The organism is Clostridium sediminicola (genome assembly GCF_050402865.1).
Taxonomy (GTDB): Bacteria; Bacillota; Clostridia; order Clostridiales; family Clostridiaceae; genus Clostridium_AF; species Clostridium_AF sediminicola.
Window position 1 is genome coordinate 1 of record NZ_BAABMF010000034.1, and the last position, 25,523, is coordinate 25,523.

Sequence of the window (25,523 nt, forward strand, 5' to 3'; positions counted from 1 at the left end):
CAGTGAAAGTGATTTTACTCATTTAAATTCAACCTCTCTTTCTTCTAAATAAAGTATACAAAAAAATACCTATAGAATAAACACCTTTTCTTAGTGTCCATTCTATAGGTACCATTTTAAAATTGAGCACACCCCTTAAGACCGCATAGTTACTAGATAACATTTTAATTATGCTAATGCTGAAACAACGTCACTATGACTTATTACACCACGTAAGCGATTTTTTTTATCAACTAAAGGCACATCATAATCGTTTTCGTCCAATTTTGACCAAGCTTCATGTAAGAAAGCATTTCTATTTAAGCTTTCATATTCATCAACTATTCTTGAATTAATGTTTTCATCTTTGCAGTTCTTTAAAGTTTCTAACTCTACATAACCTAGTAGATTATTAGCATCATCAGTAACAAAACAAAAATCTCTTTCCACTTCTTCTAATTTATTGATTACACTTACTCTATTTTCATCTTTAAATGCAAGCACAGTAGGCTTTCTCATAACTGTTTTTACACGAAGAATTCTAGATTTATCAACATCTTCTATAAAGCTTTCCACATATTCATTAGCTGGATTTTCCAAGAAATCTTTAGGTTTCCCAATTTGAACAATTTCGCCATCTTTAAGTAGCATAATACGATCCCCTAATTTAAATGCTTCATTCATATCATGGGTGATAAATACTATGGTTTTGTCCATATAATCTTCAATACTCAAAAATTCAACCTGCATATCACGACGTATAAGTGGATCAAGTGCACTAAATGGTTCATCCATTAATAATATTTCTGGATCATTTGCCAATGCTCTCGCAAGACCAACCCTTTGCTTCATTCCACCACTTAGTTGACGAGGTAAACTCTTTTCCCAGCCTTTTAAGCCAACTAATTCAATTGCGTTTAATGCTTTTTTTTCTCTTTCCTCTTGTGGAATCCCTTGTACTTCAAGACCATATTCCACATTTTTAAGTACAGTACGATGACTTAATAATCCAAAATTTTGAAACACCATAGATATTTTTTTTCTTCTAAAATTTATTAACTCTTCTTTATTATAATTAATAATATTGTCTCCATTTATTAAAAGTTCTCCTGTTGTAGGCTTATTTAATAAATTTAAACAACGTATCAAAGAAGATTTGCCACTACCAGATAAACCAACGATAACAAATAGCTCTCCTTCTTCAATATCAAAACTTACATTATTAACACCTACATTACATTTAGTCTTATTCTTTACTTCTTGGATACTTTTATTTTCTTTAAGCATTTTCAATGCTTTTTCTTTTTGGTTACCAAAAATAAGAGTTAGATTATTTATCTCTATTTGCTTGTTCGACATTATCTATCCCTCCGTTTCCTTAAATTTATTAGCAGTTCCTTGCAATACTCTATCTAATATAATTGCTAAAAATACAATTGCTAAACCAGATTGGAAACCTTGGCCAACTTCTAGACGACGAATAGATATTAATACTTGCTCTCCAATTCCTTCTGCTCCAATCATTGACGAAATTACAACCATAGCCATGGCCATCATTGTTGTTTGATTAACACCTGTCATAATTGTAGATAGAGCTTGTGGAAATTCAATCTTAAAAAGCATTTGTTTTGGTGTAGAACCAAAAGATAATCCAGCTTCAATTACTTCCTTATTAACTTTAGATATACCTAGGTATGTTAATCTAATAAGTGGTGGTAATGCATAAGTTGTTGTAGCAAATACTGCTGGAACTTTTCCAAATCCAAAAAGCATAACAGCAGGAATCAAGTAAACAAAACTTGGCATTGTCTGCATAGCATCAAGAATTGGCATAAAGATTCTTTTTGTAGTATTAGATTTTGCCATAAGTATTCCTATAGGTAATCCTAAAATTACTGAAACAATAACTGATAAAATAACAATAGCAAGGGTATAAAGCATCATATCCCATAATCCAAAAACTCCTATTGCAAAGAGCATAAAAGATAATAAAAAACCAGTTCTAAGGGAGTAGAGTTTCCATCCTACATAAAATAATGCGATAATCGAAACCCACCATGGTATCACATTTAGAACAAATTCAATTCCACTAAATATAGTTAATATAAACATACTTATTGCATCAAAAAAGCTATCTAAATTAATCAATAGCCAATTAACAAATTGATCTATAGGCTCACTTATTTGAAAACGTAGTCCTTCTGGAAAATTAAACAATTTATAATCAACTCCTTTTTTAATATAATCCAATAATATACCCTCCTTTAAAATTGTTAGTTCAATCTCAAAGAGGGTATATTACTATCTATTGAATTGCTTCTATTACTTTATTGTAAGCATCCTCAGTTACCCATTCTTTCATTAAATCTTTATTTTCATTTAAGAACCATTTAGCAGCTTCGTCAGCTTCAGCTTCGTTTTCTTGCATATATGCAAGTGCATTACTAGTAAGTTTTGACGATGTTTTATACTTTGATAAGAAATCAGCAATTTCTGTATAATTATCTTTAAAATCTGAATTAGCTGCTACTTGAACATCAACAGATGTAAATGATCCTATACCTTTTTCATAATTTTCATCAGAATATTCGGAATCTTGAAGTAATACCATATCATATTTCCCCATTATCCAAGTTGGCTCCCAGCTATAACCTACCCAAGGCTCCCCTTTTTCATAAGCAGAGGCTAAAGTAGCTGATAACGTTGCACTAGAATCGATTGTCTTAAAACTATAGGATTCATCTAATCCGTATTCCTTCATTTTCTTGTGTAAAAATTCTGTTGCACCCCAGCCCTCTGGACCACCATATATTATCCCTTTATCTGAACCTTCAGGATCTGGAAAAAGATTTGGGTATTTTTTTAAATCTTCAACAGTTTTTAAGTCAGGAGCTTCTTCGATTAAATATTTAGGAACGTACAAACCTTGCATATTATCGTCATAATTAGTTGATAAGATTACATAATCGCCTTTAGCTATATCTTCATCATATGTTGGTACATTATCTGACCATAATTCCATAGATAAATCAATATCCTTTGTTTTAAAACCCGAAATCATAACAGCAGTATCAGCAGTAACAATATCAACAGATTTTCCATAACCTTCTTCTATAATTAATTTTGCAACTTGATCATGGAATGCACAACTATCCCAGTCACCTTCTCCAATAACAATTTTTTTAGGTTGACTAGCACAACCTGCTAAACTAGTAATAAGAATTGAGCTCACTATAATTAGTAATAATTTCTTAATTTTTTTCATTTTATAAACCCTCCTATATGTATTTATTAGCTTTTAAAGCTTTTATTATTCCTCAACTTTTATGTTATATATAACACCAAAAAGTTAAACACAAATAATCATTTAAAATTTCTTATAACTTAATCCTGTAGTTATTAATGTATCAATTTACTAATTTACATTCATTTTCTTGTGCAACTATATTTATCTTTATTTAGAAAATATTTGTATTTATTATAAATAAAAAGCACTCTAACTCTATTTAAAATAGAGTTAGAGTGCTTAAGTTTCACTTTAATTTATTAAAGTTCACATTATACCATTAAACAATAGTATAGCTTATGACCATTTGATCCTAAGCAAGCCCCAGTTCTAAACCCGGAATTTTTCAATGAAAATTTCGCTTTATAAGTGTTAACTAACAAACCACCACATTAAATATTCAACACGTTGATTAGCTCATTAACTAGCTAATTACTCCATCTACTTCATTATTTATTATGTTTTTATACCAAATATTACGATTAATTAAATCCATTTAAATAACATATCTTTAATTTGTGATATTGTTTCTTTTTTCTTTTCATAATTATTGCCCATTAGTTTTGTTTTTAATAAATAATCAAATATTGCAAGTGCTTGTTCATCACTTAACTCTTCATTTATTCCCAAAAATAAATCACTTTTTTCTTGGTTAATATCTTTTGGATTTATGTTACTTTTAGTTTGAAGTACGAATTTAATATTCTCTTCTTGTAAAGAATACAATTTAGTAGAACTTTCAATATTTGTAATAATCTCTTTTGCTTTATCAAGTGATATATTTGAAAATTTTATACCTTCAAATAATTTTGAAGGATCCCTAGAATAAACTGACCAATTTTTTTCTTTATTTAGATAAGCAGTAAAAGATCTTATTTCACGTGTAGAAACTTTATCTTTATGTTTTTCGATAACAAGTAAAATATCAAAAAAATTATTCTCAATATTGGTAAGTATCAACCTTTTACTCCATGAGCGATATTTCATGTTGAATTCATGTAACGCATCAAATAAATCATCTTTATTCTCTTTAAAATTTATTTTTTTCCCTTCTGCAGATGGTGTTTTAAGCTTTAGGGAAATTCTATAAATATTATGAACCATTATCATTCGCCTCTTTATTCTTTAAGTTAAAATTCATATTTTTGACAATGAACATATCCATAGTATAACTTATACTTCACACTATGTCAAGTTATATAGTGTTATATAATTCTATATTAGTCTATATAATATTTTAAATACTAGCTTATCTGATACTTTTAAGTTTTATTACAACTTCTTAAATATCTACATTTTCCAGCAAGTTACAGGCGTATCAGTGATTTTTGAAATAATATTTTAATTTTAATCAATTACCAATTAAACTTCTTAATACTTTAGTTGTTTTATGATATAATCAATATGTAATTTACTCAAAATAAAGGAAATGAAACTAAATTCATTTATTGGTTTATTTCTAAGGGTATGTATTACTGAAATTACTTTAAATTTTAAAATAGTTAATATAAAAAGATTGGAGATTGATTAACAAATGGAAAATCTTATTGATGTAAGAGTAAAAATAATACTATCTACTAAAAATTATTATATTGCAAAAAAACTAAGTGATAAGAAAGTTATATTAGTAAAAAAACATAAAACTCAAAGATACCGAAAAAATGAAGATGATACATTAGTGGGAAAGTATATAACAACAATGAGATTCGGATTAATTCCTATAAATATTTTTCATTATCTTAGCAATGATGAATATGAAAAAATAATACAAATTCTATAGTCATCAATCTAAGGTTACAACAATTGGTATTGTCATATATTTTTTTATAAAATTTAAGATATACTTGAATAAAAAACCTAAAATCACAAAAAATATATTCGAAGTTGTTGATTTATAATAAAAAAAGGAGACTTTTTATGCCTAAAAAAGAAAAAAGAAAAAATGTTGAAAAATCCAAATTTCAACATCCAGAGTGCAAAAAGGAAAGAAAAGTAAAAGGAGAAGAATTATCATCTACGAACTATACAAATTATGAAGATCCTCCCCATCTTGATTAAATAACATAAAAAATACCAACAGAACCATACTGTTGGTATTTTTATTAACTAGAGACAAACAACTAAAATTTGTTATTGACAAAATGATTTTTTTTACTTATAATTACAAAAGAATTTAGAGAAAAATATTAATTAAAACTAAATATAATAGATATTTTAAAAATATCAAAGTGTCGAACCTCCACTTGAAAAAAACTCAAAGTGGAGGTTCTTTTTTTGCAATTAATTAGATTTCTAATTAATATATTCTATCTTTTTAAGAAAGGAGTTTTTACATGTCATTTAATTTAATCAAAGAGTATAGGAATAATAAAAGATTTTATAAGAATTTATTTATGATAACTTTACCAATCGTTTTACAAAGTCTAATAACATCATCACTTAATATGTTGGATACCATGATGATCGGTAAAGTGGGAGAAATAGAGCTAGCCTCTGTGGGTATTGCAAATCAATACTACTTCTTATTCACCTTATTTATCTTAGGTATAGCTGGTGGCTGTGGAGTATTAATTTCACAGCTTTGGGGCAAAAATGATAGAGATAATATAAAAAAGGTTTTAAGTAAATCTTTAATTGTAAGTTTACTTCTATCACTAACCTTTACATTTATAGGTTTTATGATGCCTGAAAAAATAATGGCAATCTTTAATAAGGATTCATCAGTTGTAGTTATAGGTAGTGAGTACATGAGACTAACAGTTATAAGTTATATATTTACAGGTATTTCATTTGTTTTTGCTTCTGCTCTTAGAAGTGTTGAAAATACTAAATTACCGATGTTTGCAAGTTTATTAGGTCTTATTATAAATGGAGTGTTAAACTATGGTCTTATATTTGGAAATTTTGGAATGCCTGAACTTAAAACTCAAGGTGCTGCAATAGCAACTCTTATTGCAAGAATATGCGAATGTAGTATGATATTATTTGTAGTATATTTTAAAGATAAAGTATTAAATATTAAACTAAGAGATTTAAGAGGATTATCTAAAAAATTAACTAAGACATTATCAACTGTAACTATACCAATTGTTTTAAATGAAGCTTGTTGGGGACTTGGTAACGTAACATACATTGCAATATACGCAAGAATAGGTACTCGTGCAGCTGCATCAATGCAAATATGTTCAACTATAATGAACTTATTTATGATATTTACTTTTGGACTTGCTTATGCTGCAGTAGTTATAATAGGAAATGCAATTGGTGCTAATAGAGAGGATGTGGCTATAGAGTCATCTAAGAAGATAGCTAGGTTATCTATATTAATATCTTTAATTTTAGGTATTATACTTTTCATATTAGCAAAGCCTCTAATTTCTTTCTTTAATGTATCACATGAAGTTAAATTAGCTTCAACTTATATACTATATGTATATTCAATTATTATGGTTGTTAAGGTTTATAATTCTGTTATGATAGTTGGAATACTTAGAGGTGGCGGAGATGCTACTTATGGTTCTATACTTCAAGGAGCTACACTTTGGTGCATAGGTATACCTCTAGCCTTTATAGCTGCATTTGTGCTTCACTTACCATTATATTTTGTTGTTGCATTTACTGGAGTTGAAGAACTTATAAAAGTTGTCTTTATGATACAAAGATTTAAGTCATTTAAATGGATAAGAAATATGGTAAATGATACTTCAGATGAAGTACTTGCAATAGGATAAAAATTTTTTAGTGGGGTTTATTTTGAGGTAAAGAGTTACGTAAGTTTTAGCTACTCTTTACTCTTCAAAATAAATGACCACTATTTATAATACAATTCTCCTTAACCACTGTAAATGAGGTTTTTATTTAACCATATTCTTCAACATCAAAACGGTCTGCATTCATTACTTTATTCCATGCCGCTACAAAATCTTGTATGAACTTTTTCTCATTGCCATTAGATGCATATACCTCAGCAACTGCGCGAAGTTGTGAATTTGATCCAAATATAAGATCAACTCTTGTTGCTGTCCACTTCCTCCTGTCTGTTTTTCTATCAAAACCTATAAATTTTTCTTTAGATTCAGGTGACATCTTCCACTGGGTATTAATATCAAGAAGATTTACAAAGAAATCATTTGTAAGACATTCTTTCCTCTTTGTAAACACTCCATCCTTTGATTCTTTATAATTAGTGTTTAACACACGCATCCCACCAATTAATACTGTCATTTCTGGAATAGTTAGTGTTAATAATTGTGCTCTATCTATTAACATATCCTCTGATGTTGCTGCATATTTATCTTTTGTATAGTTTCTAAATCCATCTGCCTTAGGTTCAAGAACACTAAATGACTTTATATCTGTTTGCTCTTGGGTTGCATCAGTTCGTCCTGGAGTAAAAGAAACAGTAATGTTGTATCCTGAATTTTTTGCAGCTTGTTCAATACCAGCACATCCACCTAATACAATAATATCAGCTAAAGAAACCTTCTTGCCCTTTGAATGTGACTTATTAAAACTCTTTTGGATTTTTTCTAAGGTATTTAAAACCTTGCTAAGCTTTTCCGGCTCATTACTTTGCCATTGTCTTTGTGGCTTTAGGCGTATTCTTGCCCCATTTGCCCCTCCACGCTTATCTGAACCACGAAATGTTGATGCAGATTCCCAAGCTGTTGTAACAAGTTCTGATATTGACAAGCCTGAATCTAAAATCTTTTTCTTAAGCTCTGAAATATTCTTTTTATTAATCAATTTATAGTTAACTTTTGGAACTGGGTCTTGCCAAATAAAGCTTTCTGTTGGAACTTCTGGTCCTAAATATCTTGATATTGGTCCCATATCTCTATGGGTTAATTTAAACCAAGCTTTGGCAAAATCCTCAGCTAATTTTTCTGGATTTTCTAGATAATCCTTTGCTATTGATTTGTAAATTGGATCATAAATAAGTGCTAAATCTGCTGTGGTCATCATAGGTCTATGCTTTTTTAATGGATCATAGGCATCAACTACCATATCCTCTTCATGTACATATTTAGCTAACCATTGGTATGCTCCTGCAGGACTTTTAACTAATTCCCACTCATATTTAAATAATGTTTTTAAGTAACCCATTGTCCACTTTGTAGGCTCTGCTTTCCATGCACCTTCAAGACCACTACTTATGGTATTTGGGCCATTACCAGTTTTGTAGCTATTTTTCCAACCTAACCCTTGCTGTTCAATAGGTGCAGCTTCTGGCTCAGGTCCAACATACGAAGGTGATGCAGCACCATGACATTTACCAAAAGTATGTCCACCTGCTATAAGAGCAACAGTTTCCTCATCATTCATTGCCATACGAGAGAATGTTTCCCTTACCTCATTGGCTGATGCCTTAGGGTCAGGGTTTCCATTTGGTCCCTCTGGGTTTACATAAATTAAACCCATTTGTGTAGCAGCAAGAGGATTTTCAAGTTCTTTATCATCTTTATCGTCTTTATCATGTTTGTCACGCTCATCTCCAAGCCATTCTTTTTCACTACCCCAGTAAATATCCTCCTGTGGTTCCCAAACATCCACTCTGCCACCACCAAAACCAATTGTCTTTAATCCCATAGATTCTAATGCACAGTTACCTGTCAATATCATAAGGTCAGCCCAAGATATTTTATTTCCATATTTCTTTTTAATTGGCCAAAGTAAACGGCGTGCTTTATCTAAATTTATATTATCTGGCCAGCTATTAAGTGGTGGAAAACGCTGTAATCCTAACCCTCCACCTCCTCTACCATCACTAGTTCTATAAGTTCCAGCACTATGCCAAGCCATACGAATAAAGAATGGTCCATAGTGACCATAATCAGCAGGCCACCATTCCTTAGAATCTGTCATCAACTCATATAAATCATTCTTTAGTTCATAATAATCTAATTTTTTAAATTCATCAGCATAGTTAAAACCTTTAGACATAGGGTTGCTTAGTTCTGAGTTTTGACGAAGAACATTAAGCTTAAGCTGATTTGGCCACCAATACTTAATAGTTGTTCCCCCACCGGCTACTGCTCTACTTGTTCTTCCTGTAACTGGACATTTGCTTTCTAACATAACACTATCCTCCTTACCCTTCTTCTTTATCTATAGATATACTACTTTTTAGGTATATCTATATGAGTGACAAGTGATGAGTTTATGAAAGATTTAATCTTTTTGAATTAAAGCTTTCACATTAGTGAAAGTTATCCATAACTTGTCACTTGTAACTTGCAACTTGTCACTCATAGATAAACCTTAGAAGAAGTTTATCAATAGATAAATACTATTACAGTAAATTATATAAACATATAACTAGTACTATGAATGAATTGGAAAATAATATTTGGTAAGTTTTATTAAATCATCTTCAAATTTAATGGATGTGGAAAAAAATATATGGATTATTTTTAAGTATAAAAAATAGTAGCTTCAGACACAATTAGATAGCTACTATTCTTAACTCTTAAATTTAGTAAAAACCTCATAGTGTATTTTGCACTATTATCTGATCCTTCACACTTGAAACAATATGAACTCTTCCATCCATGTCTTTTAATTTCTTTCCAGCTAAACCATCTATATGACTAGCAATACTGATACCTAGAGCCGCCGCAGTATTTGCTATAATTCCAATAGGCATGTACTATATTGATACTTAATTAGTGAATAGATTTATAATACTGAAGAGGTGTTATCCCATAAGCTTTTTTAAACTCCTTAGTGAAATGAGCTTGATCATAAAAACTAGCCCTTATTGCAATATCAACTATATCACTACTTCCTTTTAATAATTTTTTTCCATAATCAACTTTAAGTTGCAATTGATAAGCATTTGGTGTCGTGTTAAACTTCCTTTTAAAATTTCTGATTAGAGAAAATTTATTAATGTTAAATTCATCTTCCATATCCTTTAGGTGAAGATTATTAAGAAAGTGGTCTTCAATATATTTTTTTATTGAATTCATTTTTTTACTACTTTGAAACTGTATGAACATATCAATATCACATTTGATGAACAATTCGCTAAGTGTGTTTATTAATTCAACTGCCTTATCAAGGTGACTAGCATCGCTCTTTATAAAATCTGCTAGGTGTTTGATTTGCTCAAATTCATCATTACTTAACTTTTTTAATCCAATTGAATTTTTGGCAACTAAGTTATCAAATATTCCTTTACAAAACTCATCATCTATATAAATCATTGTAAATTCCCAATTATTGATATCCACTGGTTGACATTTATGACTTACAAGTGGATAAATAATTACAGCCTCACCAGCTTCAATATAGTATTCTTTTTCATTAATAGTTAAGAATGTTGAACCTTTTGTGATATATCCAATTGATAACTCTTGATGAAGATGGCTTTTATATGCATGTAAATCATCACAACAAGTTTTAATCTCAATCATATCAAATGACTCTTCTCTATAATATTCTATTCCTTTCATAATCATCACCCTTTGAAAAATATATAGTTCTATTTTTATATAAAAATCCAAATAATTCCCAATCTTAATAATGGAAATTCATCCCATTTGCTTATTAATATTATTAGATTACTGAACCTTAACTTTTCCGTCCAATTTAGTGCGCCCTATCCAATTTTTATAAATTTCTGTATAAAATGTAGAACCTAGAATCAACGTACTCCCTATAACCTGAATATAACTTAGTTCTTCCCCAATAAAAATAATTGCAAAAAACACCGCAAACACAGGTTCAAGATAGCTTATTAAAGCAATTGATATCGCCGACAACTTAGCATAAGAAGAAAAATATAACATAAATCCAATTCCAGTATGCACAAATCCCAAAATTAACAACATAGTTACACTTATTTTATTCATGGAATACAATTGGACAAATAATTTATTGTAAATTACAACAGGTAAAAGCACAACACTAGCTGATATCATTTGAATCAATGTTGTTGTACCTACTTTTAAAGTTGTGGAAATTTTACGATTCATTATAACAATAATTGCATAAAGGGTACCAGACATGGTACCAAATGCAATACCTAATACCCCTGTATCAATTGTTCTATAATCAGAAAGCACAATCATTATCAATCCTAAAAATGCCAATACTACATTTATAATATGTATACGTTCTAATCTCTCTTTTAATAATAATGGTGACAAGAGTAAAACATATACTGGACACATATTATATGTTAATGTAGCAGTAGCTACACTTGTATGTTTAAAAGCTAAAAAAAGAAATAACCATGCAAAACCAATAAAAGCACCACTAATTATAAATGGGCATACATCCTTTATAATTAATTTTTTATTTAATAAATCTTCCGACAAAATTGTAATTACTAATAACACTGGAATCGATAATATAGCTCTACATAAAGCTAAAAGTGATGGCTCAATAAAAATAAATCGAGTAAAGACTCCCACACTTCCCCATAATATCATAACAAATATTACTTTAAACTTATCCATATAAAAAACTCCTTTTTTTAAGGAGTATATCAAAAATCATACTAAGTTTATTGTACAAAATTGTTATCAGCTTTTCTGCTTATTATATTCTCACCTCACATTTTTCACTATATCTTAAATTATATCATATTTACATTTTTTTATTCTATAATCCAAACCCAGTATCATTAAAATACTGGTTACTTTAACCATTTTAGTTATTGTACAACTTCTAAAATATCTACAAATTTCAGAAAGTGAGCGGTACCCTAGTGGAGCAAACTTGTTTGGGCCACTTGCTTATGAATAAGAAGAATATTCTTTTTGGAAATATATCACTTAATCTACTAAATAAGCCCTGTATTAAGCATTAACCGAACGGTTGATATTTATATAAATTCTATAATATCCATATTCGCACTTTTCAAAATAGCCATTATATATATCAGCCTTTCGGTTGATGTGCAAAATCGATAATATTGGTATTATCTAATAGGAAACCAAAAGGAATGAATTTAATAAGAAAAGGAGTTAAAAAAATGACACAAAAAGATAACAAAACAATTGTATGTGATTTAATTGAAAAAAACAGTATTGATGGTCTTGACGAATTATGTGCTACAAATTTCATTGGACACCTTCCAACTTTTCCTGATGCTACAACTAAAGATGGATTTCTTGGATTTGCACAAATGTTATTTACTGTCTGTATTTGGTTTCTAACCACTTTAAGAGGGAATGCTTGCCTCCAATTAAATATTATATTTTAAACATTGACATATAATTTTATTTTATCAGTAAGCTTTAGTTCTCCATCAGCTATCTTTTCAGCTAACATTATACTTGTATATTTCCCTCAGATTTTAATTTCTCAAATACTCTATTTATAGTAGCTTCTAAAACATCAGGACGTTTATGCACATCCTACCGGTACCATTTGTAAAGTAACTTAGCTGACTCACTTACAAAAGTTGACACACTTTTTAAAAAGAAGTATATTGTTAATTACACCACATATTATCATAAAGGGGATTTTAACATATGATTAAGAAAAGTATCAACAATTACAAAAATGAAATAGATAATCTTGAGGGTTTGGAAAAATATGAAGATGCATTGATAGTTTGTAATGAAGCTCTAAGCTTGTATTCTGATGATTCTAGTTTATATAACTATAAAGGTTGTATTCTATCAAATTTAGATGATATTATAGGTGCTATTAAGTCCTACGATCAAGGAATACAACTTGAACCTAACAATGATGTATTCTATTACAATAAAGCTGTTGAACTTGAAGCATTAGGAGAATTTGAAGATGCAATTGGATGCATTACTAAAGCTATAGCCCTCAATTCTAATGATAGCGATTATTATCTAACCAAAGCAAATTTATATAGTAGTATAGATAGATATGAAGACTCTCTTATTTATTATGACAAAGCTTCCCAATTAGATAACAATGATTCATCTATATACTGCGATAAATCATATGCCTTATTACAACTTAAAAGATATGCTGAAGTAATACCTTGTTGTGATATTGCTATAAAAATAAACAAAAAAGATGTTGAGTCATATATAAATAAAGGATACGCACTTGACTTATTAGGTGAATTTGAGGAATCCTTACTTTGTTATGATAAAGTTCTTGAATTAGAACCAAATAATTACTTTGCTTACAGTAACAAATCATGTTTACTATCTAATATGAAGAAATATGATGAAGCATTGCTATGCGCTGAAAAAGCAATACAGATTAATGAAAATATTCCAGTAGGTTATATAAATAAAGCTTTAGCTTTAAATAAATTACAAAGATATACGGAAGCAATTGAAATTTGTGATATTGCTCTAAAAATAGATGTAAATGAGTTTGACTCATATACGAATAAAGGTTTTGCTTTAAGTATGTTAGGTAAACATAAAGAAGCTCTTGAAGCATATAATAATGCTTTAGAAATAAATCCAAATTGTATAAACACACAAAAATCTATTGATCTTATACTTGAAAAAATAAAGTCATTATAAATATAGCTCTAAAACAAGTTTATATAGAAGATGTTATAAACTACAGAATTATTGGATAAAGAAAAAGATAGTATTCTCTAAGGAGCCCTATCTTTCTTTATTTACTAGATTATAAATTCATTATTTGATTATTATTCATCGTTTCATCAATATTAATAAACAGTTTTCTTGGTCCTGGGAACATTTGCTGGTTTATTATCCGCAACCACCACAACTACTGCATCCTGCATAATCAGGTTGATTAACTGGAGATATCTTCAGCCTTAAGCCAATAGATTCAATTTTTATATCTCCATATTTATCAAATATTTCTTTTTCCATGACAAACTTTACTCCTTTTGTTTCACCCAAAACATCATTTTCCTTTTGCTCATCCAAAGCAATACCAAAACTTGGCCCACCTCAGCCTTTACCATCATAAATTCTAATATTTTTAGATTCATCTACTTGGCAATCTTCCATTATAGATTTAATTTCTTGTATAGACTTATCATCAGCAGTAACATTCATAATCATCATTTTCACCACCTTTATTTTATATTGTATCACACTATACTTTAAAACTTAGTAATAAGGTAATGCATTAAGAAATCATATTCTATTTACATTATTTTATTCTATTATCACAAACCAGTATCTGGTTTCAATACTGGTTAGTTCAACTATTTTAACTTATGTACAACCTCTGAAATATCAATATAATTCGTGAAGTGAGCGGTATTATAGTGGGACAAACTTGCTACATGTTGAATTAGGGTCACCATAAAGTTTATCTCCATAAACCCTACCTATTTTTCCTCTTTTAAACGCTTGTGATATCTACTTATAATGCCGTATTTGTTTGGCATAACTGCAAACACAGGTAGTAAACCATTAAAAATAAATCCAATAACCATATATGTATTAATATACGGATTTATGAAGATATCGTTTAAAATCAACAATTTAATCATAAATATCGAGTATGGTAGATGTAAAACAAATGACGATCTAATCCCTGGATTAAAGACCTTTTTACCTTTTATGCCCATACCTAAATGAGAAAATGCTTGAAATATGAAGAAGTATGGTATCCATGCTGCAAATTTTAAATTGTAAAAACCTAGTCCAGAAAATATAGGTATTATCATCCAAATATAAATCATATTAATCCAAAATATTACTTCTCTATCAACTGGTACAATCGTATCTTCTGGATTCACATTCAATAAATTCTTATTGAAAAATTCCGCGAAACCACCTGGATAGATATATTCTTCAATTTCGTGAACTAAATATAGAGGAAATGCTAATAACAACATAAATTCAATTAATTCTACTCTAAAGTACACTGGTATCAAAATTACTAAAACATACACTAAGACTAATATTGCTGATTTTTGCCAATTATCTTTTACCCATTCCATATAATTATTTTTCATAGTAACCTCCAAATTAAGATTAATAGATTTAAAATTTTTTCTAAAACCTACTTTGGTGAATTTTTCTTTTGTACAATCATAATCTTACTTCCTTTCATACTATACTATAATTCATACAACTGAACATTGAAAATCAACACCGCGTTGACGTATAATTATTATATTCTATAGCAATCTATAATTGAATAAACAATATTTCAGAATCTGTTGATTGAATTTATATTTCAATAAAATTGGAGGGATAACCAATGGATAATGTTAAGGACGGTTCAAAAACTTTACAGGCACTTACCATCGAAAAGAAAATAATGGACGCATTCATCACTCTTTATGCAGACAAGCCAATTCAAAAAATAAGCATCAAAATGATAACCGACTTGCTGGATTAAATAGGGGTACCTTCTATCTACACTATTTAGATATATATGACTTAAGAGAACAAATTGAAGATGAATACAAAGGAATGATTTTCACCAATATAATAACCATTATCTTTCTAATATTTTTCTTCAGCATCTACTATTGTATCTATAACAAATGCCTCAGCTTTCTCTAAATATTTATCTGACATAAAGTCCTTGTCAACTGGCATATGGAATGCCTCTAAAATAAGGCCAATAAACCCAACGATAAGTAAAATCATAAAAAAATTTCCCAATAACTCCATATCACCTTTATCTCCAAATTCATGTACCCAAAATCCTTTACCGTTAACATTAAAAAATCTTATTTTCAAAGATCCACCCCTTTTATAGTTATAAATTGTAAGATTTAAATTGTAATTTGAAGTGTCATTCACAACTTTCAACCATTAATTTAATAATATATTGGGGTGGGAAAGTTTTTTTCCTTGCTGTATTATTATAAATCTTCAAAAATATTTTATTGCCCATAGTAATTTTCTCAATAAATGTAATCAACTTAAGGAAAACTAAAATATCGAAAGAACCTATTCTTAAGTTGATGACATTGGGTTCCTGACTCCTTTGCAAGGGAACTTGAGACCGAGCTTGCTATGTTGATACACGTTTCAGCAACTTAAAACTAGTTTTAATAAGTTACTATTTTGTAATAACCCTCATAGCTGTATCTTTTCCTTTTGTGATCTTACCATCAGCAACCTCAATTGATTTAATTGTATCAAAATTTGTTATAACAAAAATAGTTATAGTTGATTTTGCTTTCTCTCTAATTAAATCTAAATCAAAAGTCAATAATTTTTGTCCTACCTTTACTTTATCTCCTTCTTTAACAAAAGATTCAAATCCTTCTCCTTTCATTTTTACTGTATCTAATCCAACATGTATTAACAACTCTAATCCATCTTTGGATACAATACCCAAAGCATGCTTTGTAGGAAATATTTGAACTACTTCTCCCTCTACAGGAGAAACTACAGTTCCTTCAGTAGGAACAATTCCAATTCCATCTCCTACTAACTTCTGTGCAAATACCTCATCTGGTACCGTGGTAATTGGAATAATCTCACCTGTAACAGGAGATTTTAATTCTATTTCTGATTTTCCTTTGAATATTTTGAACATTTTACCCTCTCCCTTTCAATAAATTCTAATTTTTAAAACACAAGCTTCGCATTAAGCGAAGCTTGTATTATGTTACTATTTAATAGCATCAATAAATTTTTTAGCGATGACCTGCGGTCGTGTAATTGCACTACCCACTACAACTGAATAAGCACCTAAGTCTATAGCCTTCTTAGCTTTTTCTGGTGTATCAAAGTTTCCTTCAGCAATTATGTTGGTGTTACAACGCTGTAATAACCCTTCTAACACTTCAAAATTGTTGGTTTTTTTAGATTGCTCTGTATAACCCACCAAGGTTGTTCCTATGAAATTAAAACCTAGTTTTTCTGCTCTAATACCTTCTTCAATTGTTGAAATATCAGCCATAAATTTTTGGTTAGGATATTTTTCTATAACTTCTTTCAAAAATTCCTCACTTTGATTCATTGTTGCATCTAAAGCAATAATCTCTATTTGGGCTTCTATTAAAGCCTCAACCTCTTTCATAGTAGGTGTGATATATGGAATTTTGCCTTCATACTGTTTTTTTATAATTCCAATAACGGGCAAGTCTACCTCTTTTTTGATTGCTAATATATCGTCAACGGTATTAGCTCGTATCCCAACCGCTCCTACCATCTCCGCCGCTAGTGCCATTTTGCTCATGATTAGCGAACTATGTAATGGTTCTTCTGGTAACGCTTGACATGATACAATTAATCCCTTTTTCATAACTTACCCTCCATACATACTTTTTATTATTATAAGTCTAGTCATTTTCTATAATTTGATTTATCTTTTGCTTCAATAGATCTGCTTTAGCACCAAATATTGCTTGAACGCCACCTTTTACTTCTAGAACAGCCGTTGCACCCAAACTTTTGATTCTACTTTTGTCTACCTTTTGAATATCTTTCACCGATACTCTCAAACGCGTAATACAAGCATCAACTTCTTCTATATTCTCTTTACCACCCAAAGCTTCTAAAACTTCTTTTGCAGTCTCAACTAAAGAGTCTTTGGTAATAACTTTAACCTCTTCTCCTTCTGGTTCTCTACCTGGTGTAATAACATTGAATTTTGTTATTAAAAACCTAAATGAGAAATAATACAAACATGCCCATATTGGACCTACAATAAGAACATAAATCCAGTTAGTAGAAGCATTCCCTTGTAAAACACCAAATAAAGTAAAGTCTATTAACCCACCTGAAAAAGTATTTCCTATAGATATATTCAATATGTCCGCTATAAAAAATGACAGGCCGTCAAACAAAGCATGTATAACATATAACCATGGTGCTGTGAATAAAAACATAAATTCAATTGGTTCAGTAATTCCTGTAATGAATGAAGTGATTGCGGCACCTAAGAATAAACCACCAACTAATTTTCTCTTTGATTTCGACACACTATGGTACATTGCTAAGCAAGCAGCTGGTAAACCAAACATCATTGTTGCAAATCTTCCAGCAAAGAAACGTGTTCCTTCTGTGAAAAGACCTACGTGATTCGGATCTGCCAATTGAGCGAAAAATATTTTTTGGGCCCCAACAACAGTTTGTCCTGCAACTTCTGCCACACCACCTAATTCTGTATACCAGAATAATGGGTAAATCATGTGATGAAGTCCAACTGCTCCACTTAATCTTAATAAGAAACCATACAAAAATGTTCCTACAGATCCAAAGCTAGCAATTGATGTTCCTGCACTAGTTAGCCAACCTTGAAAAGTCGGCCATATTAAGAAAAATATAAGTCCTATTCCGATAGCTGCAAATGACGAAATTATTGGTACAAATCTAGATCCTCCAAAGAAACCAAGTACTGCTGGTAACTGAATATCGTGGTATGTATTATGTAAGTGTGCTACCATAGACCCTATTACAATTGCTCCCACAACCCCTGTATCAATAGACTCTACTGATGGATTGAAGGCTCCAATTAAACCATTTATAGAAGCATTCATTACCAAGAATGATACTGCACCTGCCAATGCTGCAGTTCCTTTATCTCGTTTAGCCAGTCCTAATGATAAACCTATACACATAATAAGTGCTAAGTTACCAAAAACGGTACTACCGGCTGATGCCATAACTTTAAAAATACCTTGAAGCCAATAAATATCTAGAAATGGATATGCCTGAACTGTGTTTGGATTAGATAATGCCCCACCAATTCCTAGTAGAAGACCTGCTGCTGGTAAAAGTGCTATTGGTAGCATAAATGCTTTTCCAATTTTTTGTAGTTTTTTGAACATATGAATCCCTCCAATATTAATTTTAATAGAACGTTTTAACCTTTACATTGATTTTTTAAACGTTCGCATCAACATCATCATAATATCATGAAAATCATTTTCATTCAATAGTATTTTTGAAAATTTTTTTTATAAATTTCAGATTTACTTTACTATGAGTTGTCTTTTTCTTTTTATTTTATGGTATAATATCCTTATTAAATCTTTCAGGAGGTATTTTGTGAGTCTTTTAGTTCAAATCCAAAAAAAATATAATGCCTTTACCGAAAAGGAAAAATCAATCGCTACTTACATCCTAAATAAAAATGGTCAAATTCAAAATACCAGTATAATAGATTTAGCAAAAAAAACTAATACTTCAGGTGCTACAATTACACGATTTTGCAAAAAAATTGGATGTAGTAGCTATGTAGATATGAAAATTAAACTTCACATTACCAATTCAAAAGAACCATCTACCGATGCCCATACTGTTTTTTCAGATGTCTATACCTATTATAGTGAAGTCATTGAACGCACAAAACAACTCATTGATAAAGCATTAATCTACGAATTGGTAGAGGTTATTAAGTCTGCTCGAAATATTTATATATACGGGATTGGTAGTTCTGGTCTTTCGGCAATTGAAATGATGCAACGACTACTTCGAATGGGCTTCAATGTTCACGCTATATCAGACACTCATATGATGATCATAAATAGTGCTATCGTGTCAGAGAAGGATTTGGTCATCGGAATTTCTGTTTCAGGTGAAACTGAAGATGTAATTCATGCACTTAAAACTTCCAAAAATCATGGTGCTAAAACAGTTGCTATAACTAGCTTTGAAGACAGCTCTATTACAAAATTTGCAGATACCACCTTAATTATATATAACTCGTCGTTTGTAGAACGCACACGGTTTATTAATTCACAATTTTCAACTATGTATCTATTGGATTTAATCTGTACTTTATTGCTGAAAGATAACATTCTCAATGATAATTACCAGATTACTATCGATGCAATTATCAATAATTAAATTTTAAATAGTGTGATAGTATAATAAAGTTGTCCCCATGTCAATAACAAGGCGAAATAACATTCGCCAAGGAACCCAGTCTAGAAAAAATTCCTATCCTTGGTTCCTTGTGAATATCTAATCTACATAAATAATCTGCCAATTAAAATCTCTATAAATCAAATAAAAGTTAAGGTTATTCTTTAAATTATCCTCTTGATAAAATGAAGTATTGATATGAAATACATCTTCTTCTCCTTTATAATTTCCTATATATGACAACTCAAAATTAGCATTCACAAATTCCTCATATTGGTTCACTGTATTCCATGGAAAATCATCTACATATTTATCATTTATATAATTTTCTGAAGCTTTCATATCACCGTTATAATATGTACATAAAAATTTCAAAATTATATCATTCACCATCTGGTGTCTATCGTCATTTTTTCTATTAAAATAGTTATAAGTTTTAGTGGAAAATGATTTTTCAAATGGAATTAGATACTCATCACCATTTTTAGGATCACTAACTTTTAAACCTTCACTAAAGTTTTCTTTCCAATCACTAATTTTGGTATAGTAAATAATATTACTGTTACTTTCATATTGCATTCTACTTCCAGTTATTTTATCCACTGAAGTTAGATCCTCGTTATAAACTTCTATACCCATCATTTTATTGATATTTTCCTCTATATGTTCTTTATTTATAAAATCCGGATTAAATATAATTTCACAATTAACATTATATTTATATGATTCTTTATTAAAACTATAAGGTTTACTATAAAAATAATTTATTTTTGATATTGCTTTTGTTATATTCAATGGTAATTTTAATTTAAATAGAACATCATGATATTTATAATCATTATACTCAAAATTATACTTTTCAACATTCTTTACTAACACGCTGAATTCGTCAAATTCTATATACCTACCAATATAATAAGTATCTACTTTAATCCGGTGTTGAAAATAAAAAAAAGTTGAAATAATGATCCATATACTTATACTACTCAGTAATATCCACTTTATAATTCCTCTTTTCTTCAACTTTACTAACCTCCCAATAATATTGTTGTAATTGGATATAAGTAATACCTTCGAATATTTGTCCACCATTTTAACACACAAAGTATACATATTTTATACTATTAAATTTTACCACAACTTCTAAAATTTTTACATTTTCAAGGAAATTACAAGTACCTTTGTTGAACATACTTCTTTGGATCACTTGCTTATATATTTCATATAACCAGCACCTTAAATATTCTTATACATTCAGTATAACAATTTAATATGAGTATTTTTTTATCCTAATCAGCAAACTATATAATGAAAGAATTCTTTTAGGAGCGCAGAAATGAATTTTATAATATTTGATTTAGAATATAACCAAAGCTTAAGATCCAGAAAAGAAGAAAAGATTGAAAATCCTTCAAAAATACCCTTTGAAATTATCCAGATAGGCGCAGTAAAACTAGATGGCAATTTCAATACTATCTCCACTTTTAGTAAGTTTATTAAACCTGAGATATATTCTGAACTACACCCTTTTGTCAAAAAACTTACTGGGATAACAATTGATGAATTGAATACTGCTATGAATTTTTCACAAGTATACAATGAATTTATTAAATTTATCAACAATAATAGAAATGTATTGTGTGTGTGGGGAATGTCAGATATGAAAGAACTCTTTAGAAATGCAGATTATCATAAATTAGACACAGAACAATTACCTAGAGATTATATAAACATACAATTTTACGCATCCAAATATCTTAACTGCCCAAAAGGAACTAACATAGGTCTGAGTAATGCAGTAGACTTGTTAAATATTCCAATAAAAGATGAATTCCATAATGCTTTTTGTGATGCTTCCTACACAGCAACAGTTTTCAAAATAATTCATAGTGAAAAAGTTGAAATTAGAACTTATTATCCTGACAAACACTTAAAAAGAATTAGGCAAGACAATAGAAAAACTAAAGTTGATACCTATAAACTTATAGATCAATTTGAAAAAATGTTTAACAGGAAAATAACGGAAGAAGAGAAATCTATAATCAAGCTAGCTTATATGATGGGTAAAACAAACCAGTTTCAAATTCAAAACGAGTCACAATGACTATGTGACTCATAAGTTCTATTTTTATTTACTTTTTAGCAAGCTCCTTCAGCTACGCTTCAGTCTCTACATGTTCCGGACCATGTAGAGAAGAGGCTACTGTATTTAAATAATATTCAAAGTCCTCTTTATCTCTAAATATATCATTTCGTCTATTCCCTCTTACTGTAACGTGATAGATCGCTCCTCTATACCATTCTCTTTTCCGTGTGATTAACTCCACCTCTTGCTAATCTTTTTTACTAATTATTTACAAGAAGTAGCGTTTTTAATCCCATATCACTTATATCTGGAAATTCTTTCATCATCTATTAAAATTTTTAGTTCTCAATTGTTAGAAAACAGTTTACATTTCTTCATATTTTACATATAATGGTTTTAAGATATATTAAAATATAGTTTTGATATACATAAAATAAGAGGTGGTTGTATGAATTTATTTTTTAACATAAAAGCAGGAAAAACTATAGATTTTCTGTATAGTATCTACTTTATATTTAATAACAATTATGAAGAATTCTTTACTAATGTAGATGCTAATCCAAACAAAACCGTTTTTAAGGCTGTTGAAAGACTTTCTAAGAAGGTTGACATAAATAATAAAAAAGTTCATTTACTATTAGAAAAGAATACTCTGTTAGCTGAAAGTTTAATAGACTACGAAAAAATATTGCATATGGAAAGTTCTAAAGATTTTATTGATTACCTTAAAACATTAGATAAAGACTATATTATTCAATGCATTCTAAAGGATTTACTAGATAATAATAAAGCTGATGAGAATCATAATAATGGCAAACCCTTAACTAAAAATGAAATAAATAAATTAATAAATGACAATAAATCTTTACTAAATTTTATAAACAACTCAAATTTAAACCAAGATTTAAAATGGCAACTTATGATGTTTCTAAATTATACAGATGAGCACATGAAAGAAATTATTAACATATTAGAAAATTACTCAGAACACTTTGAAGCATTTATGGATAAAAATAAAGTTTTCAATAAATTTGTACAAGAACTTGAAAAAAAGATTAATGAAAAAGGAATAGATTACTTATATGACATCTCAAACAATGGTATTAATTTTAAAGATTATTCTCAGTTATATATTTCTCCTATGTTTTTTAATTCCTGTAGCTTAGTCCCTCATAAAATAGAAGATAAAGCTTGTGTACTTTTGGGTATAGATTTTGAAAAAACCATGAAAAAACTCGGCGGTACTAATGAATTTGAAAAAAAGATAAACATATTCAACTGTCTTTCAGACAAAACACGATTTAAGCTTCTAGAACTAATAGCAAAAGAAAGGCTTTTCAGCAAAGAGTTGGCACTGAAGGCAGGCATAAGTGTTGGAACTGTTACTTATCATATGAATTTTCTTCTCAGTGCAAATCTTGTAACGATACAAAAAGAAGGCCAAAAAACTTACTATACCTTCAACAGAGAGGTATTAAAATCTGCTTGCGATTTCTTAAATCAAAACTTTAAATTATAAGCTATGTCTATGATAAATCATGTACTAACAATGTAACTTTAGGAGGTAATCTATAATGAAAAAATATTTCTTCAAGCATAAAGGACTTTTAGCTTTAACTATACTTTTTATACTTCTTACTGCAGGAGTACAAATTTCATTAGCGTTTTTAATGAAGGCTATTGTAGACATTGGTGATGGAGGTACTTTCTCTGACTTATATAGAATAATGATTATATCTCTTTTATATGTTTTAGCTGCAACAATAATAGCATTTCTTAATAAATTGTTTCAAAATAAATTTATTAAAGCGTCTATGATTGATTTAAAGACTGATATATTTGCTAAAGTAATGGATAAGGATATAAAAGATTTTAATAACGAAAATAGCGCTCAATATATATCCTTGCTTACCAATGATATGACCATTATAGAACAAGATTATTTTCTTAATACTCTAGAAATGATATACAATATAGCTCGATTTATACTTGCTCTTATATCTATAATTATTGTAAGTATATATATAACTATCGGTGTCTTCGTAATCGGTTTTCTTCCAATAATAATCCCTATTTTATTCGGTAAAAAGCTTAGTACATCAAAAAAACTCTATTCTGATAACCTGGGACACTTTACAACAAAAATAAAAGATATTTTTTCCGGCTTTGAAGTAGTTAAAAGCTTTAATATTGTAGAAAAAATACATTCAGAATTTCATAAATCAAATACCAATACTGAAAACTCCAAATATAAATTTAATATTCTAAGTTCTCTTGTAGAAGTATTATCTGAGAATAGCGGTTTCTTAATTTTCATTGCCACTTTTGGGATAGGAACTTATTTAGTAATTGCTGGAGATTTAACTTTCGGTTCCATGATTGCCGCAATTCAATTAATGAACAGTATAGTTATGCCTATTGTTCTTATATCCACTAAGATTAATAAACTAAAATCAATTAAACTTATTGAAGAAAAAATATTAAATATTACACAAGAAACTCTTTCTTATTCTGAAGGAATTACTAAAGATAATTTTGAAAATAGAATAGATTTTACAGATGTACATTTTTCATACAATGAAGATCGTAAAGTATTGAAAGGAATATCATTTAATATTAAAAAAGGTTGTAAATATGCAATTGTAGGAGGAAGTGGTAGTGGAAAATCCACTATTTTGAAACTTCTTCTAAAATATTATGATACCTTTGACGGCAGGATAACTATAGATGGTGTGGATAACAGAAATATTAAATCAGATTCATTATATAATATGGTTTCAGTTATACAGCAAAATGTTTTTATGTTCGATGACTCAATAAAAGATAATATCACTTTATACCAAAATTATTCTGAAGAAGCTATTAAAAATGCAGTTAACCTATCTGGTCTTACAGATCTTGTTCAGTCTCTTCCTAAAGACATAGAAAGTCCCGTTGGAGAAAATGGTTGTAATCTGTCTGGAGGAGAAAAACAAAGAATAGCTATTGCTAGAGCATTGATAAAAAATACATCTATACTAGTTCTTGATGAAGCTACATCATCACTAGATAATGAAACTTCATACAGCATAGAAAAATCACTACTTAAGCTTAAAGACCTTACTTGTCTTGTAGTTACACACAAGCTAGTAGATAGCTTACTTCGTAAATATGATGGAATCATAATGATGAAAGATGGCAAAATCGAAGAAATAGGCACTTTCGATGAATTAATAGAACGTAATAATTATTTCTACAGCTTATATATTGGTTAATCCGCAAAAAGTATTTTAGTTGAACTTCAGTCACAATTAAATATTATATTTTAAACATTGACAATTTCTCTTCTAAAGAACAAATGCATATATAGCTAGAAAGTCACTCCACTTCACTAAGAAATTCTAATTTATTTTCTTAAAGGTGCAGGTTTTTGTTCAACTAAAAATTTATACAATTCCATAACTCACTAATACCTGAG

General features: G+C 29.3%; 25 protein-coding genes. 10 read left to right on the forward strand and 15 right to left on the reverse strand.

The annotated features are described in order from the left end of the window. Positions 1-168: 168 nt before the first annotated feature. The 4 genes from ACQ3F0_RS25420 to ACQ3F0_RS25435 all read right to left on the reverse strand — a co-directional run bounded on the left by ACQ3F0_RS25420 (position 169) and on the right by ACQ3F0_RS25435 (position 4,369). Positions 169-1,338, reverse strand: a complete 1,170-nt coding sequence (locus ACQ3F0_RS25420; protein ID WP_428868613.1) for a quaternary amine ABC transporter ATP-binding protein — start codon at positions 1,336-1,338, stop codon at positions 169-171. 3 nt (positions 1,339-1,341) lie between these two features. Further along, positions 1,342-2,229 (reverse strand): ABC transporter permease, encoded by an 888-nt coding sequence (locus tag ACQ3F0_RS25425; protein WP_428868614.1) that lies wholly within the window; start codon positions 2,227-2,229, stop codon positions 1,342-1,344. 55 nt (positions 2,230-2,284) lie between these two features. Then, positions 2,285-3,244, reverse strand: a complete 960-nt coding sequence (locus tag ACQ3F0_RS25430) for a glycine betaine ABC transporter substrate-binding protein (protein WP_428868616.1) — start codon at positions 3,242-3,244, stop codon at positions 2,285-2,287. A gap of 507 nt (positions 3,245-3,751) precedes the next feature. After that, positions 3,752-4,369 carry a hypothetical protein gene (locus ACQ3F0_RS25435; RefSeq protein ID WP_428868617.1) on the reverse strand — a complete coding sequence of 206 codons (618 nt, stop codon included), beginning with the start codon at positions 4,367-4,369 and terminating at the stop codon, positions 3,752-3,754. 430 nt (positions 4,370-4,799) lie between these two features. Between ACQ3F0_RS25435 and ACQ3F0_RS25440 the strand changes: the two genes are divergently transcribed. The 3 genes from ACQ3F0_RS25440 to ACQ3F0_RS25450 all read left to right on the forward strand — a co-directional run bounded on the left by ACQ3F0_RS25440 (position 4,800) and on the right by ACQ3F0_RS25450 (position 6,996). Then, complete coding sequence (locus ACQ3F0_RS25440) at positions 4,800-5,045, forward strand: hypothetical protein (protein WP_428868619.1); 246 nt, start codon at positions 4,800-4,802, stop codon at positions 5,043-5,045. Between the two features lie 137 nt (positions 5,046-5,182). Further along, positions 5,183-5,323, forward strand: a complete 141-nt coding sequence (locus ACQ3F0_RS25445) for a hypothetical protein (RefSeq protein ID WP_428868620.1) — start codon at positions 5,183-5,185, stop codon at positions 5,321-5,323. A gap of 275 nt (positions 5,324-5,598) precedes the next feature. Then, a complete protein-coding gene (locus ACQ3F0_RS25450) occupies positions 5,599-6,996 on the forward strand; it encodes an MATE family efflux transporter (protein WP_428868622.1) in 1,398 nt (465 codons plus the stop codon). A gap of 127 nt (positions 6,997-7,123) precedes the next feature. On the opposite strand, the gene katG is transcribed toward ACQ3F0_RS25450, so the two are convergent. The 4 genes from katG to ACQ3F0_RS25470 form a co-directional block, all read right to left on the reverse strand. Then, entirely contained in the window at positions 7,124-9,343 is a 2,220-nt protein-coding gene (gene katG, locus ACQ3F0_RS25455) for a catalase/peroxidase HPI (RefSeq protein ID WP_428868624.1), read from the reverse strand. A 409-nt stretch (positions 9,344-9,752) separates the two neighbouring features. Continuing rightward, positions 9,753-9,911, reverse strand: a complete 159-nt coding sequence (locus tag ACQ3F0_RS25460; RefSeq protein WP_428868625.1) for a DUF2000 family protein — start codon at positions 9,909-9,911, stop codon at positions 9,753-9,755. Positions 9,912-9,930: 19 nt separating this feature from the next. After that, the gene (locus tag ACQ3F0_RS25465; protein ID WP_428868627.1) at positions 9,931-10,722 is read right to left on the reverse strand and encodes an AraC family transcriptional regulator; all 792 of its coding nucleotides are present in this window, start codon (positions 10,720-10,722) and stop codon (positions 9,931-9,933) included. Positions 10,723-10,830: 108 nt separating this feature from the next. Beyond that, positions 10,831-11,730 (reverse strand): DMT family transporter, encoded by a 900-nt coding sequence (locus ACQ3F0_RS25470; protein ID WP_428868629.1) that lies wholly within the window; start codon positions 11,728-11,730, stop codon positions 10,831-10,833. A gap of 518 nt (positions 11,731-12,248) precedes the next feature. Here ACQ3F0_RS25470 and ACQ3F0_RS25475 point away from each other — a divergent pair. After that, entirely contained in the window at positions 12,249-12,479 is a 231-nt protein-coding gene (locus ACQ3F0_RS25475) for a hypothetical protein (RefSeq protein ID WP_428868631.1), read from the forward strand. A 271-nt stretch (positions 12,480-12,750) separates the two neighbouring features. Continuing rightward, entirely contained in the window at positions 12,751-13,737 is a 987-nt protein-coding gene (locus tag ACQ3F0_RS25480) for a tetratricopeptide repeat protein (RefSeq protein WP_428868633.1), read from the forward strand. 195 nt (positions 13,738-13,932) lie between these two features. Here the strand turns inward: ACQ3F0_RS25480 and ACQ3F0_RS25485 are convergent, their stop codons facing one another. Both ACQ3F0_RS25485 and ACQ3F0_RS25490 read right to left on the reverse strand, forming a co-directional pair. After that, entirely contained in the window at positions 13,933-14,088 is a 156-nt protein-coding gene (locus tag ACQ3F0_RS25485) for a hypothetical protein (RefSeq protein ID WP_428868635.1), read from the reverse strand. Between the two features lie 437 nt (positions 14,089-14,525). Then, entirely contained in the window at positions 14,526-15,158 is a 633-nt protein-coding gene (locus ACQ3F0_RS25490; protein WP_428868637.1) for an HXXEE domain-containing protein, read from the reverse strand. A gap of 248 nt (positions 15,159-15,406) precedes the next feature. Here ACQ3F0_RS25490 and ACQ3F0_RS25495 point away from each other — a divergent pair, with 248 nt between their 5' ends. Next, positions 15,407-15,547, forward strand: a complete 141-nt coding sequence (locus ACQ3F0_RS25495; protein ID WP_428868639.1) for a hypothetical protein — start codon at positions 15,407-15,409, stop codon at positions 15,545-15,547. A 107-nt stretch (positions 15,548-15,654) separates the two neighbouring features. Here the strand turns inward: ACQ3F0_RS25495 and ACQ3F0_RS25500 are convergent, their stop codons facing one another. From ACQ3F0_RS25500 to ACQ3F0_RS25515, 4 genes are all read right to left on the reverse strand, one after another. Beyond that, positions 15,655-15,894, reverse strand: coding sequence for a hypothetical protein (locus ACQ3F0_RS25500; RefSeq protein WP_428868640.1), 240 nt, complete (start codon positions 15,892-15,894; stop codon positions 15,655-15,657). A gap of 325 nt (positions 15,895-16,219) precedes the next feature. Next, complete coding sequence (locus ACQ3F0_RS25505) at positions 16,220-16,702, reverse strand: PTS sugar transporter subunit IIA (RefSeq protein ID WP_428868642.1); 483 nt, start codon at positions 16,700-16,702, stop codon at positions 16,220-16,222. Between the two features lie 75 nt (positions 16,703-16,777). Continuing rightward, positions 16,778-17,413, reverse strand: coding sequence for an N-acetylmannosamine-6-phosphate 2-epimerase (locus ACQ3F0_RS25510; RefSeq protein ID WP_428868643.1), 636 nt, complete (start codon positions 17,411-17,413; stop codon positions 16,778-16,780). Positions 17,414-17,450: 37 nt separating this feature from the next. Then, positions 17,451-18,941 carry a PTS transporter subunit EIIC gene (locus ACQ3F0_RS25515; RefSeq protein ID WP_428868644.1) on the reverse strand — a complete coding sequence of 497 codons (1,491 nt, stop codon included), beginning with the start codon at positions 18,939-18,941 and terminating at the stop codon, positions 17,451-17,453. Positions 18,942-19,161: 220 nt separating this feature from the next. On the opposite strand from ACQ3F0_RS25515, the gene ACQ3F0_RS25520 reads away from it, so the two are divergent. Then, positions 19,162-19,962, forward strand: a complete 801-nt coding sequence (locus ACQ3F0_RS25520; protein WP_428868645.1) for a MurR/RpiR family transcriptional regulator — start codon at positions 19,162-19,164, stop codon at positions 19,960-19,962. A gap of 117 nt (positions 19,963-20,079) precedes the next feature. Here ACQ3F0_RS25520 and ACQ3F0_RS25525 read toward each other — a convergent pair whose 3' ends face one another. After that, positions 20,080-21,003, reverse strand: a complete 924-nt coding sequence (locus tag ACQ3F0_RS25525; RefSeq protein ID WP_428868646.1) for a hypothetical protein — start codon at positions 21,001-21,003, stop codon at positions 20,080-20,082. A gap of 313 nt (positions 21,004-21,316) precedes the next feature. On the opposite strand from ACQ3F0_RS25525, the gene ACQ3F0_RS25530 reads away from it, so the two are divergent. The 3 genes from ACQ3F0_RS25530 (at position 21,317) to ACQ3F0_RS25540 (ending at position 25,320) form a co-directional block, all read left to right on the forward strand. After that, positions 21,317-22,084, forward strand: a complete 768-nt coding sequence (locus ACQ3F0_RS25530) for a 3'-5' exonuclease (protein ID WP_428868647.1) — start codon at positions 21,317-21,319, stop codon at positions 22,082-22,084. A gap of 430 nt (positions 22,085-22,514) precedes the next feature. Then, entirely contained in the window at positions 22,515-23,585 is a 1,071-nt protein-coding gene (locus ACQ3F0_RS25535; protein ID WP_428868648.1) for an ArsR/SmtB family transcription factor, read from the forward strand. 55 nt (positions 23,586-23,640) lie between these two features. Beyond that, a complete protein-coding gene (locus ACQ3F0_RS25540; protein WP_428868649.1) occupies positions 23,641-25,320 on the forward strand; it encodes an ABC transporter ATP-binding protein in 1,680 nt (559 codons plus the stop codon). Positions 25,321-25,523: the final 203 nt, after the last annotated feature.

Bases quoted from the DNA above. Each gene is read 5' to 3' on its own strand.
- ACQ3F0_RS25420 (WP_428868613.1), bottom strand. From the start codon at position 1,338: ATGTCGAACAAGCAAATAGAGATAAATAATCTAACTCTTATTTTTGGT.
- ACQ3F0_RS25430 (WP_428868616.1), bottom strand. From the start codon at position 3,244: ATGAAAAAAATTAAGAAATTATTACTAATTATAGTGAGCTCAATTCTT.
- ACQ3F0_RS25435 (WP_428868617.1), bottom strand. From the start codon at position 4,369: ATGGTTCATAATATTTATAGAATTTCCCTAAAGCTTAAAACACCATCT.
- ACQ3F0_RS25440 (WP_428868619.1), top strand. From the start codon at position 4,800: ATGGAAAATCTTATTGATGTAAGAGTAAAAATAATACTATCTACTAAA.
- ACQ3F0_RS25445 (WP_428868620.1), top strand. From the start codon at position 5,183: ATGCCTAAAAAAGAAAAAAGAAAAAATGTTGAAAAATCCAAATTTCAA.
- ACQ3F0_RS25450 (WP_428868622.1), top strand. From the start codon at position 5,599: ATGTCATTTAATTTAATCAAAGAGTATAGGAATAATAAAAGATTTTAT.
- katG (WP_428868624.1), bottom strand. From the start codon at position 9,343: ATGTTAGAAAGCAAATGTCCAGTTACAGGAAGAACAAGTAGAGCAGTA.
- ACQ3F0_RS25460 (WP_428868625.1), bottom strand. From the start codon at position 9,911: ATGCCTATTGGAATTATAGCAAATACTGCGGCGGCTCTAGGTATCAGT.
- ACQ3F0_RS25465 (WP_428868627.1), bottom strand. From the start codon at position 10,722: ATGAAAGGAATAGAATATTATAGAGAAGAGTCATTTGATATGATTGAG.
- ACQ3F0_RS25470 (WP_428868629.1), bottom strand. From the start codon at position 11,730: ATGGATAAGTTTAAAGTAATATTTGTTATGATATTATGGGGAAGTGTG.
- ACQ3F0_RS25475 (WP_428868631.1), top strand. From the start codon at position 12,249: ATGACACAAAAAGATAACAAAACAATTGTATGTGATTTAATTGAAAAA.
- ACQ3F0_RS25480 (WP_428868633.1), top strand. From the start codon at position 12,751: ATGATTAAGAAAAGTATCAACAATTACAAAAATGAAATAGATAATCTT.
- ACQ3F0_RS25490 (WP_428868637.1), bottom strand. From the start codon at position 15,158: ATGAAAAATAATTATATGGAATGGGTAAAAGATAATTGGCAAAAATCA.
- ACQ3F0_RS25495 (WP_428868639.1), top strand. From the start codon at position 15,407: ATGGATAATGTTAAGGACGGTTCAAAAACTTTACAGGCACTTACCATC.
- ACQ3F0_RS25505 (WP_428868642.1), bottom strand. From the start codon at position 16,702: ATGTTCAAAATATTCAAAGGAAAATCAGAAATAGAATTAAAATCTCCT.
- ACQ3F0_RS25510 (WP_428868643.1), bottom strand. From the start codon at position 17,413: ATGAAAAAGGGATTAATTGTATCATGTCAAGCGTTACCAGAAGAACCA.
- ACQ3F0_RS25515 (WP_428868644.1), bottom strand. From the start codon at position 18,941: ATGTTCAAAAAACTACAAAAAATTGGAAAAGCATTTATGCTACCAATA.
- ACQ3F0_RS25530 (WP_428868647.1), top strand. From the start codon at position 21,317: ATGAATTTTATAATATTTGATTTAGAATATAACCAAAGCTTAAGATCC.
- ACQ3F0_RS25535 (WP_428868648.1), top strand. From the start codon at position 22,515: ATGAATTTATTTTTTAACATAAAAGCAGGAAAAACTATAGATTTTCTG.
- ACQ3F0_RS25540 (WP_428868649.1), top strand. From the start codon at position 23,641: ATGAAAAAATATTTCTTCAAGCATAAAGGACTTTTAGCTTTAACTATA.